The sequence below is a fragment of the Lutispora sp. QWL-02 genome (assembly GCF_058315355.1).
Genome location: NZ_CM177762.1, coordinates 2,778,546 through 2,793,779, shown reverse-complemented (window position 1 = coordinate 2,793,779; position 15,234 = coordinate 2,778,546). Strand labels below are relative to the sequence as shown.

The 15,234-nt window shown below is 36.1% G+C and carries 16 protein-coding genes; all 16 read left to right on the top strand.

The genetic code is table 11. The features are described from left to right. Positions 1-9: 9 nt before the first annotated feature. The 16 genes from AC4HCY_RS13150 (at position 10) to nusA (ending at position 15,234) form a co-directional block, all read left to right on the top strand. A complete protein-coding gene (locus AC4HCY_RS13150) occupies positions 10-312 on the top strand; it encodes a hypothetical protein (protein ID WP_323432762.1) in 303 nt (100 codons plus the stop codon). A gap of 12 nt (positions 313-324) precedes the next feature. Next, the gene (locus tag AC4HCY_RS13145; RefSeq protein ID WP_491094394.1) at positions 325-798 is read left to right on the top strand and encodes a DUF6115 domain-containing protein; all 474 of its coding nucleotides are present in this window, start codon (positions 325-327) and stop codon (positions 796-798) included. Then, entirely contained in the window at positions 785-1,246 is a 462-nt protein-coding gene (locus tag AC4HCY_RS13140; RefSeq protein WP_323432760.1) for a hypothetical protein, read from the top strand. The genes AC4HCY_RS13145 and AC4HCY_RS13140 overlap by 14 nt, the downstream gene beginning before the upstream one ends. 233 nt (positions 1,247-1,479) lie before the next feature. Further along, positions 1,480-2,178, top strand: a complete 699-nt coding sequence (gene rpsB / locus AC4HCY_RS13135; protein WP_323432759.1) for a 30S ribosomal protein S2 — start codon at positions 1,480-1,482, stop codon at positions 2,176-2,178. A gap of 79 nt (positions 2,179-2,257) precedes the next feature. Then, the gene (gene tsf / locus AC4HCY_RS13130) at positions 2,258-3,169 is read left to right on the top strand and encodes a translation elongation factor Ts (protein ID WP_323432758.1); all 912 of its coding nucleotides are present in this window, start codon (positions 2,258-2,260) and stop codon (positions 3,167-3,169) included. Between the two features lie 105 nt (positions 3,170-3,274). Next, entirely contained in the window at positions 3,275-3,988 is a 714-nt protein-coding gene (pyrH, locus tag AC4HCY_RS13125) for a UMP kinase (protein WP_323432757.1), read from the top strand. Between the two features lie 3 nt (positions 3,989-3,991). Beyond that, positions 3,992-4,549, top strand: coding sequence for a ribosome recycling factor (frr, locus tag AC4HCY_RS13120; protein ID WP_323432756.1), 558 nt, complete (start codon positions 3,992-3,994; stop codon positions 4,547-4,549). Positions 4,550-4,555: 6 nt separating this feature from the next. Then, positions 4,556-4,756, top strand: coding sequence for a hypothetical protein (locus tag AC4HCY_RS13115; protein WP_323432755.1), 201 nt, complete (start codon positions 4,556-4,558; stop codon positions 4,754-4,756). Between the two features lie 78 nt (positions 4,757-4,834). After that, a complete protein-coding gene (gene uppS / locus AC4HCY_RS13110) occupies positions 4,835-5,563 on the top strand; it encodes an undecaprenyl pyrophosphate synthase (RefSeq protein WP_442916728.1) in 729 nt (242 codons plus the stop codon). Between the two features lie 12 nt (positions 5,564-5,575). Further along, complete coding sequence (locus AC4HCY_RS13105) at positions 5,576-6,382, top strand: phosphatidate cytidylyltransferase (RefSeq protein ID WP_323432753.1); 807 nt, start codon at positions 5,576-5,578, stop codon at positions 6,380-6,382. Positions 6,383-6,391: 9 nt separating this feature from the next. Beyond that, a complete protein-coding gene (locus AC4HCY_RS13100) occupies positions 6,392-7,549 on the top strand; it encodes a 1-deoxy-D-xylulose-5-phosphate reductoisomerase (RefSeq protein ID WP_323432752.1) in 1,158 nt (385 codons plus the stop codon). Positions 7,550-7,554: 5 nt separating this feature from the next. Next, the gene (gene rseP / locus AC4HCY_RS13095; RefSeq protein ID WP_323432751.1) at positions 7,555-8,565 is read left to right on the top strand and encodes an RIP metalloprotease RseP; all 1,011 of its coding nucleotides are present in this window, start codon (positions 7,555-7,557) and stop codon (positions 8,563-8,565) included. Positions 8,566-8,645: 80 nt separating this feature from the next. Then, positions 8,646-9,284, top strand: coding sequence for a glycosyltransferase family 2 protein (locus tag AC4HCY_RS13090; RefSeq protein ID WP_491094393.1), 639 nt, complete (start codon positions 8,646-8,648; stop codon positions 9,282-9,284). A gap of 31 nt (positions 9,285-9,315) precedes the next feature. Continuing rightward, positions 9,316-13,560 (top strand): PolC-type DNA polymerase III, encoded by a 4,245-nt coding sequence (locus AC4HCY_RS13085; protein WP_491094392.1) that lies wholly within the window; start codon positions 9,316-9,318, stop codon positions 13,558-13,560. 198 nt (positions 13,561-13,758) lie between these two features. After that, the gene (gene rimP, locus AC4HCY_RS13080) at positions 13,759-14,178 is read left to right on the top strand and encodes a ribosome maturation factor RimP (RefSeq protein WP_442916730.1); all 420 of its coding nucleotides are present in this window, start codon (positions 13,759-13,761) and stop codon (positions 14,176-14,178) included. 12 nt (positions 14,179-14,190) lie between these two features. Beyond that, positions 14,191-15,234 carry a transcription termination factor NusA gene (gene nusA, locus AC4HCY_RS13075; protein WP_323432747.1) on the top strand — a complete coding sequence of 348 codons (1,044 nt, stop codon included), beginning with the start codon at positions 14,191-14,193 and terminating at the stop codon, positions 15,232-15,234.

Here is a 15,234-nt window from a genome sequence, read left to right as displayed (position 1 = left end):
GGTAATATTATGTCAATAAGATCCGTAGACTTTCAGATTCTTATACCAAAGGCTCCGGAGATTCAGAAAATGAGGCATGTAGAAAATGAGAATCAAAGGGTCAATCAACATATTAATATCATTGAGGACTCAAACAAAAAAACCAAGGAATTAAAGCAGATCAACAAAGCAGATAAGGCATACAAAGCCAGGATAGATAAAGATGGGAAAAACGGCAGATCCAAAAGCGGTGATAAAGATAGTGATAAAGAAGATAAAAAGGATAAAAGAAGTAAAAGTTCCACAGGGTCAAGAATTGACATTTTAATATAAATGGTGTGTGATATGATGAATTATATTAATTATTTATTAACAATTGTTGGAATAGGCATGATAATCATATCCTTGTTCCTAATAGCTTCTGACAAAATCAGAGGAGAAAGAATTTACTATGATTTATATATGAAGGAACAGGAAATAAAAAAGGCTATAGCAGATGCTGAAGAAATAGTCGGTGAATTGGTATATACTTCTGAGGTTGTTATTAGTGACATTGAAGAGCATATCAGCAGCATGAAACAATCTTATAATAGCAATGAAAAAGAGATAGGCAAGCTGGCTGCTGATATAGATGAGAACAGAAAGCCGAATAAGGATGTTCCCGTTCCGCCAAAGACAAAAAAAGAGAAAGATATATTAGATTTATTCAGCAAAGGCATGAATGTCGATGACATAGCTAAAAATCTTCAGATAGGCAAGGGAGAAGTGTCATTAACATTGTCTTTAAACAGTGGGGTTAAGAATAATGAAATCATATGATATAAAAGGCATAATTTTAGGTATTGGAATAGGGCTGGTGCTGTCATCGATTATAAATATAAATATTAACAGCAGGGCTTTGACTGATGACTTTATAAAAACTGAGGCTTCTAAAAAAGGCTTCATAATAGTCAACCCTAAAGATTTAATCGACAAGGGCGAGACAAGTGAAAAAAACAGCACATATGAGGGCGAGAAAATAAATGAAGACTCAGATGAAATGGAAGAAATCGGAGAAGTAGAAATTAAGGTTTCTAAGGGGTACGATTCTTACAAAACAGCAGATGTTCTCGCAGAACATGGATTGATCGACGATAAAAACGGATTTATGGATAGATTATATAAAAGAGGAAAAGATGATAAGATCCAATATGGGAGCTTCATATTAAAAAAAGGCATGAGCTATGATGATATAATTGATGTTATCACTAAGCCTAAAAAGCAATAGACCTATTGAATATGAATAAAATGTTTTAAAATGGCAAACCTAAAAAAGGCTTCTACGTGATATGCATTAAAAAAGAAGATATTTGGCATAATAATTTTATTGCCAATAAAGGCTATATATGCTATACTACAATATGTGAAAAATCACACATAGCTTGATTGACTAAAGGGTGCAGAAATGCTTTTAGGCAAGAGGACGGCTATGGAGGAAAAAACCGCAGGAGGTGACATATAATGTCAGTAATTTCTATGAAACAATTATTAGAGGCTGGTGTTCATTTCGGGCATCAGACAAGACGATGGAACCCTAAAATGGCTGAGTTTATCTTTACTGAAAGAAATGGCATTTATATCATAGACCTTCAGAAAACCGTTAAAAAAGTTGAAGAAGCCTATGAATTTATTAAAGAGGTTGCCGCTTCAGGAAAGAGTATACTTTTTGTTGGGACTAAGAAACAAGCTCAGGAGTCAATTGAATCCGAAGCAATAAGAAGTAGCATGTACTATGTAAACCAGAGATGGTTAGGCGGTATGTTGACCAACTTCAAAACAATCAAAAAGAGAATCGAAAGATTGAATGAGCTTGACAGGATGGAAAATGACGGCACTTTTGAAGTTTTACCGAAGAAAGAAGTAATCAAGCTTAGAGCAGAAAAAGAAAAGCTGGAAAAAAATCTTAACGGTATAAAAAGCATGGATGAATTGCCGGGAGCAATATTTATCGTTGACCCAAGGAAAGAAAAAATAGCCATTCAGGAAGCCCACATATTAGGAATTCCGGTTGTTGCAATTGTTGATACAAACTGCGACCCAGAAGAAGTTGATTATCCTATACCGGGTAATGATGACGCAATAAGAGCAGTCAAGCTTTTAACTTCCAAGATTGCAGATGCTGTAATAGAAGCAAGACAAGGCGAACAGCTAGCAGAATAATGATAATGCGGTAAGGGCCGGAGTTCTAGTTTTTCTATCTCCAGCCCTTACCTTTAATAATGTTTAGGAGGAGATTAATATGGTTGATGCTTCAACGGTGAAAGAACTTAGAGAAAGAACCGGAGCAGGGATGATGGATTGCAAAAAAGCTCTGGTTCAGACTGATGGCGATATGGAAAAGGCAATAGAGCTTTTAAGAGAAAAAGGTTTGGCTGCTGCAGCAAAAAAGGCAGGCAGAATAGCAGCAGAAGGCTTGGTTGGTACATATATCAACGCTGAAAATAAAATAGGTGCAATTGTTGAAGTCAATTGCGAGACAGATTTTGTTGCCAAGAACCAAGATTTTATTGATTTCGTAAACTCCATGGCTAAAATTGTTGTAGATAAAGAATTGAGCAGCCTGGAGGAATTAAGTGAATCAGATTATAACGGAATGAAAGTCAGCGAAGCGCTCAGCTCTTTGATTGCAAAAATTGGTGAGAATATGGCAATAAGAAGGTTTGAGAAGTTTTCTGCAGGCAACGGTGCTGTTGTATCCTATATACATGGCGGCGGAAGAATAGGAACATTAGTTCAATTAGATAGTTTAGTAGTTAATGATACATTGATAGAATTAGGGAAAGATATTGCAATGCAAGTTGCGGCAATGAACCCCTTATATATTAGCGAATCCGACGTACCCGGCGACTATATAGAAAAAGAAAAAGAAATTTTAAAGGTTCAAGCAATAAATGAGGGTAAAAATCCTGCAGTAGTTGAAAAAATGATTGAGGGAAGACTCAAAAAGCAGTTAAAAGAAATTTGCTTATTGGATCAATTATTTGTAAAAGATGGAGAAAAAACTGTTGCAAAGCTTTTAACTGATAAATCAAAGGAAATTGGCGCTGATATTTCAATTTCCAGATTTGTTAGATTCGAAAAAGGCGAAGGCATACAAAAAAGAGAAGACAATTTTGCAGAAGAAGTAATGAGTCAGATGAAAAATAAATAAACTACAATTGAAAATAGAGAACACTCTGTGTTCTCTTTTTTTCTAAAACCAGAAGGATTTTTATGCTTAGTGTAGAAATTTTAGCTTAATCGGAGGTATAATCGTATGCAATCAACAAAATATAAAAGAATAATTTTGAAGTTGAGTGGTGAAGCCCTCGCCGGTGAAAAAGATTTTGGACTGGATCAAAGCACCATTGAAAGCATAGCTGAAAAAGTTAAAGAATTAGTTGCTTTAGGAGTTGAAGTTGCCATAGTAGTAGGAGGAGGCAATTTTTGGAGAGGCAGAAGCGGAAAAGGCATGGACAGAACAACTGCAGACAATATGGGAATGCTTGCAACTGTAATCAATGCTCTGGCTTTGCAGGATGCAATGGAAAGAATAAATATTGCTACCAGAGTGCAAACTGCTATAGAAATGAGACAAATTGCTGAACCTTATATCAGACGAAAGGCTATAAGGCATTTAGAAAAAGGACGAGTGGTAATCTTTGCATCAGGCATTGGGAACCCATATTTTTCAACTGATACAACTGCTGCATTAAGGGCTGCAGAAATCGAGGCAGAAGTAATTCTTCTGGCCAAGAAAGTCGATGGGGTGTATGATTGCGACCCGGTAGAAAACAAGGATGCTAAAAAATATGAAGTTCTTTCATATATAGATGTTATAAATAAGGGTTTGGGGGTCATGGATTCAACGGCTGCTTCCCTTTGCATGGATAATAAGATACCTATTATAGTATTTAATTTAAATAACCCGGATAACATTATTAAGGTTATAAAAGGTGAAACAATTGGTACAATAGTAAAGGAGGATTAATTCATGATTAAGGAGATTCAAAAAACAGCGGAAGAAAAGATGTCTAAAACTATAGCTATTTTAAAAAAAGATTTGGCTTCTTTGAAAGCAGGACGCGCTAACCCAGCTATGCTGGATAGAATCACTGTAGAGTACTATGGTGTAGAGACACCACTGACTCAGCTTGCAAACATAGCTGCCCCGGAACCAAGAGTCATGACTATACAAGCTTGGGACTCTAAGTCGGTTCCCTTGATCGAAAAAGCAATATTAAAATCAGATCTTGGGATTAATCCATCAAATGATGGGAAAATTATCAGGCTCGTAGTTCCGCAATTGACGGAGGAGCGAAGAAAAGACTTAGTAAAAGTAGTTAAGAAAATGGGTGAAGAATCAAAGATTGCAGTAAGAAATACAAGAAGAGATGCAATCGAAAGTTTGAAAAAATTAAAAAAAGATGTTAAAATAACTGAAGATGAACTGAAAAAAGCTGAAGAGGAAGTACAGAAATCTACGGATAAAGCAATAAAAGATATAGATAAAGTCCTTGAAGCTAAAGAGAAGGAAATTATGGAGGTTTAATCAATATTGCCCGAAGGTGTTTTACTTATTGGTCACAAACTGGATGAGGCATTGCTAAGGCTGCCTCATAACAAAGAAATAATTGTTGAAGTAACAAAAGCTCCATCAAAAGAGGGTTGTAATGATTCTGTTTACTCAAATCCTGTTGTTGTAAAACACAATGAAAGTGAAAAAAGGGTTGTTTTAACTGTAAGTTGTTTTAGATAAAAATACCCCTCATTTTGAGGGGTTTTTTTTAGACCTATATTTGTGTAAAATATAGGTAAGTATATTTTTCGGAGGCATATGGATATGAATACGCAAAAGGTAAAAAATCTGCCTGAGCACATTGCCCTTATAATGGACGGAAATGGAAGATGGGCAAAGCAAAGAGGCTTACCCAGGTCCCTCGGACATAAAGCCGGTGTAGAAGCATTAAGGGAAATCGTGACATATTGCAGTGACATAGGAATCAAAATATTGACTGTCTTTGCCTTTTCTACTGAGAACTGGGCCAGGCCGGCGGAAGAGGTAGATTATTTAATAAATATTTTATTGGTTGAGTTTATGAAGAAAGAAATTAATGAATTGAACAGAAATAATGTTAGAATTAAAATACTAGGTGATATCGAGGAGCTGCCTTCTTCTACAAAAAAACAGATATATGAGTCGACTGAAATAACAAAACATAACACCGGCCTGCAGTTTAATATCGCATTGAATTATGGGGGAAGAAATGAAATAATTGATGCAGTAAAGAAGATTGTCAGGATGACGTTATCCGGTGAGATTGACCAGAGTAATATAGATGAAGATCTGCTTTCAAGTTATCTTTATACTTCAGGCGATAAAGACCCTGATTTGATCATACGGACCAGCGGAGAAAAGAGGATTAGCAATTTTTTGCTGTGGCAGGGAGCTTATAGCGAGCTGTATTTCTCAGAAGTTTTGTGGCCGGATTTTAAAAAAGAAAATCTTATTGAAGCTATTGATGAATATGAAAAAAGAGACAGGCGCTTTGGCGGAGTAAAGTGATGGGGGATGTTTATGCTTAAGACAAGGATTATCAGTGCAGTTATCGGTTTACCGCTCATGATAAGCACTTTAATAATTGGCGGCAAATTTTTTTATCTATTTGTTTTTTTGCTTTCCGCAGTAGGATTATACGAATACTACAGAGCATTCTCTAATACGGATTATAAACCAACACCATGGATTGGATATTCAGTAACAATAATCTATTATTTTTTAATCTCAATCAGCTATAATTCCTTCATTACTCTTTCAATATTAATTTTTATAGCTTTACTATTAACTTTTTTGGATACTATAAAAAAGGGATATAATATATTAAATGTCGCTGTTACTGTCTTGGGAGTAATTTATGTATCATATTTATTCAGCAACCTTATATTCATATATAATAAAACAAGCGGCAATATCCTCGTTTGGCTGCCGTTTTTAACAGCCTGGTTTTCTGATACCGGTGCATATTTTATAGGCAGTTGCTTTGGCAAGAATAAGCTTTGCCCTTCAGTGAGCCCAAAAAAAACTATTGAAGGTGCTGTAGGAGGTATAATAGGCAGTGCCGCAATAAGCACTTTAGCAGGTTTTATATTTATCAGGATGGGATATCAAATAAATATTATTCATTATTTGTTTATCGGATTGTTATGCGGCATTACCTCGATACTTGGGGACTTATCAGCATCCTCAATCAAGAGATTCTGCAAGATTAAGGATTTTGGAAACATTATACCAGGTCATGGAGGAGTGCTTGATAGATTTGACAGCATATTATTTACCGCACCGACTGTATATACATATATAACTATAATGAAAGAATTATTATAAGGAGAAGAGATGAAGAACATATCAATACTGGGCTCCACAGGTTCTATAGGATGCCAAACCTTGGATGTGATCAGAAATAATAGGGATGAATTTAATGTATGTGCATTAACTGCGAATTCCAACATAGATATTTTATATAAGCAAGTGCTGGAGTTTGATCCTGATATAGTAGTAGTGGCAGATTATGAGAAATATAAGGAATTTAAGTCTGACGTCGCCTCTTATAATAAACATATAGAAGTACTTCATGGGGAAGACGGTCTGAACTGCGCCGCGACCTATGAGAAAGCAGATATAGTAATGTCAGCGATAGTAGGCATAGCAGGGTTGAAGCCTACCTATAGCGCAGTAGAAAAAGGGAAAACAGTTGCATTGGCAAATAAAGAGACTCTTGTGACCGCAGGCAGGATAATAACAAATATGGCAAAGGGAAAAAATGCTTTTATCATACCGGTTGATAGTGAGCACTCAGCAATCTTTCAATGCATTGATAGAAACAGAGAATTTGTATCAAAAATTATACTTACAGCATCCGGGGGACCTTTTAGAAAAAAAACTGCCGAAGAGCTTAAAAATGTCACATTATCAGATGCACTGCAGCACCCCAACTGGAATATGGGCAAAAAGGTTACAATAGACTCTGCAACTTTGATGAATAAAGGATTAGAAGTTATAGAGGCCAGATGGCTGTTTGATATAGCAGCGCAGAATATACAAGCCTATATACATCCGGAAAGCATCATACATTCTATGGTAGAATTTATTGATGGAGCAGTTCTGGCCCAGTTGGGAGTGCCGGATATGAAGATACCTATACAATATTCGCTGACTTATCCTGAAAGAACCGTTGCGTCAGACAGCAAATTAGATTTTTCAAAGCATAATTCTCTCAGCTTTGAAAAGCCGGATACTGGTAGATTTCCGTGCCTTAAGCTTGCTTACGATGCCTTGCTGGATGGTGACAGCAGCTGTATAGCACTGAACGGGGCTAATGAAGTTGCAGTCAGCTTGTTTTTGCAAGGGAAAATCGGATTTACGGAAATCTATGATATGGTTGCAAAAGTTTTGGAAGGGCATTCAAGAATAAATATCAATAGTTTGGATGATGTATTTCAAGTTGATAATTGGTCAAGGAATGTTGCACTGGAATTGTATAAGAAGAGGTGAACTATATGACTTTTGGTAATTTTATATTAGCTATGCTTGTTTTTGTTGCCATAGTAGTTGTACATGAGTTTGGTCATTTTATTATAGCTAAATTATCAGGGATAAGGGTCGAAGAATTTGCTATAGGTATGGGGCCTAAAATATTAGGCAGGCAAAAAGGTGAAACTCTTTATTCCTTAAGAGCTATACCTTTAGGCGGTTTTTGCAAGCTTACAGGTGAAGATGAAGCATCTTTAGATGCTAAGGCTTTTAATAATAAGCCGCTTATTGCGAGAATGGGAGTAATATTTTTTGGTCCATTGATGAATTTCTTATTGGCTATATTGATCTTTTCATTAGTCGTTACACAAACACCGGTAATCAATGAAGTCATTGCAGGGAAGCCTGCATACAATGCAGGTTTAATAAAAGGAGACAGGATTGTTGAAATAAACGGCAAAAAAATAGAAAATTGGGATAATATAAAGAAGAATATTTCAGAAAGCAATGGTATTCCCCTTAATATAACCATACAAAGGAAAAGTCAGGAAAAGAGTATCGTAGTCACGCCGGTTATTGAAAACGAAGCGGAGGGAGCCATTATAGGAATAACTCCTTCGCTTAAGATAAGCGGTTTGTCAATTAAAGAGGGTTTTGCTACTGCCATTGAAGTATCAAGATCAATGCTGGAATTTCTATTGAAGCTTTTTACTGGTAAGGCATCATCGGATGAAGTGTCAGGCCCTGTCGGGATTATAATCTTTATTAATGAGGCTGCAAAGGTGGGCTTCTTGTATTTACTGAATCTAACCGCTTTCCTTAGCTTAAACCTATGTATAATAAACTTGCTCCCAATACCTGCTTTAGATGGCGGACGTTTAATGTTTCTATTTATAGAAATGATCAGGCGCAAACCGATAGAAGCAGAAAAAGAAGGCTTTATTAATTTTATTGGTTTTGTGGCGCTTATGATACTGGCAGTTGTGATTGCATACAAAGATTTGATCAAATTTAATTTATTGAATTTTTTCAGGTAGAGATGACAGGAGAAAAAGATGAGGATCATCTTTTTAAAGAAATTAAAGAAGCTTTATAATTAACAATAGGAGGAATAAATATGTCTGTTGCAGCAATTATTCCTGCATATAATGAGGAAAAAACCATAGGGGACGTTTTAAATATAGTATGCGAAGTTTCAATAATAGATGAGGTCATTGTGATAAGCGACGGCTCCAGTGATGGAACAGTCAATTTAGCAAAGAGCTATGGAGTGAAGGTAATAGAGCTAAAAGATAATATCGGTAAGGGTGGAGCAATAAAAGCGGGATTAAAAGAGTGTAATTCAGAGAATGTTTTATTGTTGGATGCAGATCTGATAGGACTGAGAAAGAAGCATTTGCATGATTTGATTTATCCTGTGATTTTAGATAAAGCAGATATGACTGTAGGCATATTTAAGCATGGAAGAGCTGTTACTGATATTGCACAAAAAATTGCCCCCAATCTTTCAGGACAAAGGGTTATTAAAAAATATATTATAGATGAAATCGAAGACCTGGATTTTGTAAGATATGGGATAGAGGTTGCGCTGACAATCCATACGAGTAAAAATTCATATAGAGTTAAAGAAGTAGACTTGGAGGATATAACTCATCTGACCAAGGAAGAAAAGCTGGGCTTTATTCCTGGTTTTACTTCAAGATTAAAAATGTATAAGGATATTTTAAAGGTTTTGGGCAGATCCGTTAAACATTAAGCGGAAATATTTAGAAGTACCTGGTGATAAAATGCAAAATAAAACAAAATTAGAAAATAATTATATCGATGTATATAAACATATTTTTGATATTCAAAAAATAAGGGTATATCCTAACAAAAGATCCTGGGAATTATATATAAGGACAAAGAAAGCTATTGAAATAAAGGAATTAGAAGCTATTGAAGCAAAGCTTGCCGAAAAATACGGTTTGTCGCATGTAAGGCTTATTTCAGATAAACTAAGTGCCGACAAGGATATTAAAAAATATAAAGATGATATGATCAACAAGGTTTTTGCAGAAAATCCCGGATTTGTAGGTTTTTTAAAAGACAGCAATATAGAATGCCGTGATACGAATATCATGGAAATTACATTAAATTCAAAGATTTCTTGGGATTTAGTAAAGCAAAAAAAATTAGATGACATAATAGAAAATATTGCTTTAAATTTATACGGGATCCAGATAAATGTAAATTTGAAATACAAAGAAGAAAGCATCGATGAAGAAAGATACATAGATTTATTAGTAAAAGAAGAGGAAAGAATAATTACTGAAACATTAAAACAACATGAAAGCAAAAGTGCAGAAAAAAATGTTCAGGATATTAAAAAAGACCAAGTTATTTTTGGCAGATCAATTTCCGGGGCGGAGACGATAGTATCCATTGATGATCTAAATGAGGAATCGGGAAGGGTTCTTATCAAAGGTGATATATTTTATCAAGAAAGTAAAACATTGAATAATGGAAAGAAAATTCTAAGTTTCTATGTAACTGATTATAAGAACTCTATAACCTGTAAGTTGTTTTTAAAGGAAGATCAGGATTTAGGAGACATGGAAAATAAATTAAAAATAGGATCTAATGTGAAGATAAAGGGTGATGTCCAGTTAGATCCTTATTCTAAGGAAATTGTACTATATCCAATAAGTATTGTGAGCGCAGAAAACAATAAGAGGACAGACTCTTTTCCTAACAAAAGGGTAGAGCTTCATGCACATACCTCTATGAGTTCTATGGACGGCTTATCTTCCGCGACATCACTGATAAAAAGAGCCAAGGAATGGGGTCATAAGGCAATAGCCATAACAGATCATGGAGTAGTACAAGCCTTTCCCGAAGCCTATGAGGCTTCGAAAAAATATGGTATAAAGGTATTGTATGGTGTTGAAGGATATTTGGCCAACGATGGAACTCCTGTAGTTTATAATGAGATCGTTTACGGATTTGATGATGAATATATAGTATTTGACATTGAAACAACAGGGCTATCTAGCTCCAATGATAAAATAACCGAAATAGGAGCCGTTTTGATAAAAAATAGAAAAGTGGTATCCAAATTCAATTCTTTGGTGAACCCAGAAATACCAATACCTGAAAAGATACAGTCTTTGACAGGTATAACAGATGCTATGGTTGCGAATGCTCCAAAAATAGAAAAAGTGCTGCCTGAATTTTTGAGCTTCGCAGGGAATAGGCCTTTAGTAGCTCATAACGCCATGTTCGATGTTGGGTTTATAAAAAATAAAGCCTTGGCGCTAGGTATCAAGATCGCTAATCCTATTTTGGATACATTGCAGTTGTCAAGGAATCTTTTATCGATTAAAAAACATAAGCTTAATAATTTATGTGATCATTTCGGCATTAAGCTTGATAATCATCATAGAGCCTCTGATGATGCAGAAGCGGCTGCTTTAATACTGATTGAATTGTTTAAAATCCTTGAGGATAGAAATATTCATTGCCTGTCTGATATCAATAACATGACCAAAGGCTCTGCAAATATAAAATCTGCAGAATCTTTCCATATTATTATTTTGGTCAAGAATTTTACAGGCTTGATAAACCTATATAAGTTGATTTCAATTTCTCATCTTGATCATTTCTATAAGAAACCGAGAATATTAAAAAGCATTCTGTTGAATTATAGAGATGGATTGATCATAGGTTCTGCTTGTGAGGCCGGAGAGATATACAGGGCCATTATGAATAATGTTGATGAGAGCATTTTATTGGAAAAGGCAAAGCTGTATGATTATCTTGAAATACAGCCTCTGGCTAATAATCAATTTCTTATAAATAATGGAATGCTTGATAAAAATAGACTGATTGAAATAAATAAAAAAATATATGCTCTGGGCCGAAAGCTTAACAAACCTGTTGTAGCAACTGGTGATGTACATTTCATGGATCCTGAGGATGAAGTTTTCAGAAGGATATTGATGGCAGGCCAAGGCTACAGTGATGCCGATGAGCAAGCTCCCCTGTATTTTAAGACAACAGAGGAAATGCTTGAGGATTTTAATTACTTTAATAAGGAATCTGCTAATGAAATTGTCATTGAGAATCCGAAGAAAATTGCAGATATGATCGAGGATATCATACCAATACCGGAAGAAACCTTTCCTCCGAAAATAGATGGTGCGGAAGAACAAATCAAAGATATGACATTGCGCAAAGCGCATAGCATTTACGGCGATGAATTGCCTCAAATAGTAAAGGATAGATTGGATAAAGAACTGAATTCTATAATAAATAATGGATATGCCGTAATGTACGTAATTGCTCAAAAATTAGTAAGCAAATCACTGCAAGACGGCTATCTGGTCGGCTCAAGAGGTTCCGTCGGATCCTCTCTTGTGGCTACAATGTGCGATATAACCGAGGTTAATCCTCTTCTTCCTCATTACATATGTCCAGACTGCAAATACTCTTATTTCTTTACCGATGGGAGTATCGGTTCAGGTGCGGATTTGCCTGATAAGGATTGCCCGGAATGCGGCCAATGCTTGATTAAAGAAGGCCATGATATTCCCTTTGAGATTTTTCTCGGCTTTGAAGGGGACAAGGAACCGGATATAGATTTAAACTTTGCAGGAGAATATCAGCCTGTCGCTCATAAATATACCGAAGAGCTCTTTGGAAAAGGCCATGTTTTTAGAGCAGGAACCATCGGTACTATTGCTGAAAAGACAGCTTATGGCTTTGTTAAAAAATATTATGAATATAAAAACAAAAAATTGAATAATGCGGAAGCGAAGCGCCTCATTGCCGGATGTACAGGAATAAAAAGAACAACGGGCCAGCATCCCGGCGGTGTAATGATAGTGCCGTCTGATAAGGAGATTTATGAATTTACTCCAATACAGCATCCTGCGGATGACACGGATTCCTCTATTATAACTACTCATTTCGACTACCACTCAATAAGCGGGAGATTGTTGAAATTAGATATCCTGGGGCACGACGTGCCTACAATTATACGAATGCTGGAGGATATAACCGGTTTCTCTGCACAGAACATAAAATTTGATGATAAGAATACCATGAGCTTATTTACTTCTCCTGAAGCGCTGAATATCAGCCTGGAGGAGATCGATTGTCAAGTCGGCAGCCTGGGAATTCCGGAATTTGGAACCAAATTTGTGCGTCAGATGCTAATGGATACCAAGCCAAGCACCTTTGCCGAATTGGTTAGAATAGCGGGTCTATCCCACGGCACAGATGTTTGGCTCAATAACGCTCAAGATATCATAAAAAGCGGTACAGCCACCCTAAAGGATGTTATATCGACAAGAGATGATATAATGCTGTATCTTATTCATAAGGGTGTGAAGCCTAAGACAGCTTTTAAGATTGCAGAGAGCGTCCGAAAGGGAAAAGGGTTAAATGAGGAGTTTGAAAATGCCATGCGAGAAAAAGATGTGCCGGATTGGTATATAAATTCCTGCAAAACTATTAATTATCTTTTCCCAAAGGCTCATGCAGCTGCTTACGTAATGATGTCTTTCAGAATCGCATACTATAAGATCTATTATCCGGAAGCTTTTTATGCTACATATTTTACTGTGAGATTAGATGATTTCGATGCTGATATATTTACCAGCGGGAAAAATTTGGTTAAGGCAAAATGGATTGAATTAGACAAATTAGGGAATAATGCAACTACAAAAGAAAAAAATCTTATGACGCTGGTAGAAGTGGTATACGAAATGTATTGCAGAGATATCAAGCTATTGCCTGTGGATTTATACAAGTCGGAGGCGGATAGATTTGTAATCACCGAAGAAGGTATAAGACCGCCGCTAAGGACTTTACAGGGATTGGGAGCCAATGCTGCTTTAAGTATAATTAAAGAAAGGGAGAAATGTCCTTTCATTTCCGCTCAGGACTTACGTGAAAGAACAAAGATATCTAAGACCGTTATTGAAATAATGAGAAGTCACGGATGTTTAGAGGGCTTGCCTGAAAATAATCAATTGAGCTTATTTTAAACTTGCATGAACATATAAACAATGTTATAATCATTCTGGACATAAACTTATTATTTTCAATTAGAGTGGGGCTTTCCCACTCTTTCCTATTATAAACAGATGTTATAGGGCTTTTTTTTCAGCGGAATCTAATTGAACTAACTATAGGGAGGAATTGCCTTGAAGAGAAAAGTAGAAGACATATTATATGATCTGAGCATGCCCATTTTAAACAAATACAAATTTGAGTTTGTTGACATTGAGTATAAGAAGGAAGGTGGACAGTGGTACTTAAGGCTATTCATAGACAAAGACGGAGGAATCACTGTAGATGACTGTCAGCTGGTAAGCGAAGCTCTAAGTGACATGCTGGATGAAATTGACCCCATTGATCATGCTTACATATTCGAGGTGTCTTCTCCAGGCATTGAAAGGCCTCTTAAAACAGAAAGGGATTATAAGCGGAGTTTAAATAAGGAATTAGAAATAAAATTTTACGAACCCTATGAAGGGAAAAAAGTGATCGAAGCAGTATTGGTAGATTTTGATGAAAAAAAAGTTATTCTTGATTATAATGGGGAAAATATTGAAATTAAAAAAGACATTATAGCGATTATGAAGCCTTTGATTAAGTTTTAAGGAGGGTAATAAATGAATGGGGAATTTCTCCAGGCGATTGAGCAAATTGCAAGGGAAAAGGGTATAAAACAAGAGATACTGTTTGAAGCCATTGATGCGGCTTTAGTAACTGCGTATAAGAAAAACTATGGGACATCCCAGAACGTAAAGGTGTCTATAAGCCGTGAAACCGGTGATGTAGAAGTATATGCTAAAAAAACCGTGGTGGAAGTCCTGGAAGATGAGCTTTTAGAGATCAGTATAGAAGATGCAAAAAGTATAAACAGGAATTATGATATTGATGATATTGTTGATATTAAAGTTACTCCTAAAAATTTCGGGAGGATAGCTGCTCAGACTGCCAAGCAAGTGGTTGTACAAAGGATAAGAGAGGCTGAGCGAAGCAATGTTTATGAAGAATTCATCAATAAAGAAGACGAGATTGTCAATGGATTGGTCCAAAGAAAAGAAAAGAACAATGTTTTTATTGACTTAGGGAAAACTGAGGCCGTATTGGGACCAAATGAGCAAACACCTGGTGAAGCATATAACTTAGGTGACAGATTAAAAACTTATGTGGTCGAAGTAAAAAAGACCACCAAGGGGCCGCAGGTTATGCTTTCCAGGACCCATCCAGGATTGGTAAAGCGACTGTTTGAATTGGAGGTTCCGGAAATAAAGGATGGTATAGTAGAGATAAAAAGTATATCGAGAGAAGCTGGATCGAGAACTAAGATGGCAGTATTTTCTCATGATGAAAACATTGATGCTGTCGGAGCTTGTGTGGGTCAAAGGGGTCAGCGTGTACAAGTGATAGTGGATGAGCTTAGAGGAGAAAAGATAGACATAATTGAATGGAGCAATGATTTAACCATTTTTGTAGCCAGCGCATTAAGCCCTGCTAAGGTTATAAAAGTAAGCATTAATAAAGAAGAGAATACAGCTAATGTTGTTGTAAGCGATTCACAGCTTTCTTTGGCCATTGGCAAAGAGGGGCAAAATGCAAGGCTGGCGGCAAAGCTTACCGGCTGCAAGATTGATATTAAAAGTGAATCACAAGCCTTATTAATTGAATAA

Coding starts and splice junctions, on each gene's coding strand:
- rpsB (WP_323432759.1), top strand. CDS start 1,480: ATGTCAGTAATTTCTATGAAACAATTATTAGAGGCTGGTGTTCATTTC.
- AC4HCY_RS13150 (WP_323432762.1), top strand. CDS start 10: ATGTCAATAAGATCCGTAGACTTTCAGATTCTTATACCAAAGGCTCCG.
- nusA (WP_323432747.1), top strand. CDS start 14,191: ATGAATGGGGAATTTCTCCAGGCGATTGAGCAAATTGCAAGGGAAAAG.
- AC4HCY_RS13085 (WP_491094392.1), top strand. CDS start 9,316: ATGCAAAATAAAACAAAATTAGAAAATAATTATATCGATGTATATAAA.
- AC4HCY_RS13090 (WP_491094393.1), top strand. CDS start 8,646: ATGTCTGTTGCAGCAATTATTCCTGCATATAATGAGGAAAAAACCATA.
- AC4HCY_RS13140 (WP_323432760.1), top strand. CDS start 785: ATGAAATCATATGATATAAAAGGCATAATTTTAGGTATTGGAATAGGG.
- rseP (WP_323432751.1), top strand. CDS start 7,555: ATGACTTTTGGTAATTTTATATTAGCTATGCTTGTTTTTGTTGCCATA.
- pyrH (WP_323432757.1), top strand. CDS start 3,275: ATGCAATCAACAAAATATAAAAGAATAATTTTGAAGTTGAGTGGTGAA.
- frr (WP_323432756.1), top strand. CDS start 3,992: ATGATTAAGGAGATTCAAAAAACAGCGGAAGAAAAGATGTCTAAAACT.
- AC4HCY_RS13105 (WP_323432753.1), top strand. CDS start 5,576: ATGCTTAAGACAAGGATTATCAGTGCAGTTATCGGTTTACCGCTCATG.
- AC4HCY_RS13145 (WP_491094394.1), top strand. CDS start 325: ATGATGAATTATATTAATTATTTATTAACAATTGTTGGAATAGGCATG.
- AC4HCY_RS13100 (WP_323432752.1), top strand. CDS start 6,392: ATGAAGAACATATCAATACTGGGCTCCACAGGTTCTATAGGATGCCAA.
- uppS (WP_442916728.1), top strand. CDS start 4,835: ATGGATATGAATACGCAAAAGGTAAAAAATCTGCCTGAGCACATTGCC.
- tsf (WP_323432758.1), top strand. CDS start 2,258: ATGGTTGATGCTTCAACGGTGAAAGAACTTAGAGAAAGAACCGGAGCA.
- rimP (WP_442916730.1), top strand. CDS start 13,759: ATGCCCATTTTAAACAAATACAAATTTGAGTTTGTTGACATTGAGTAT.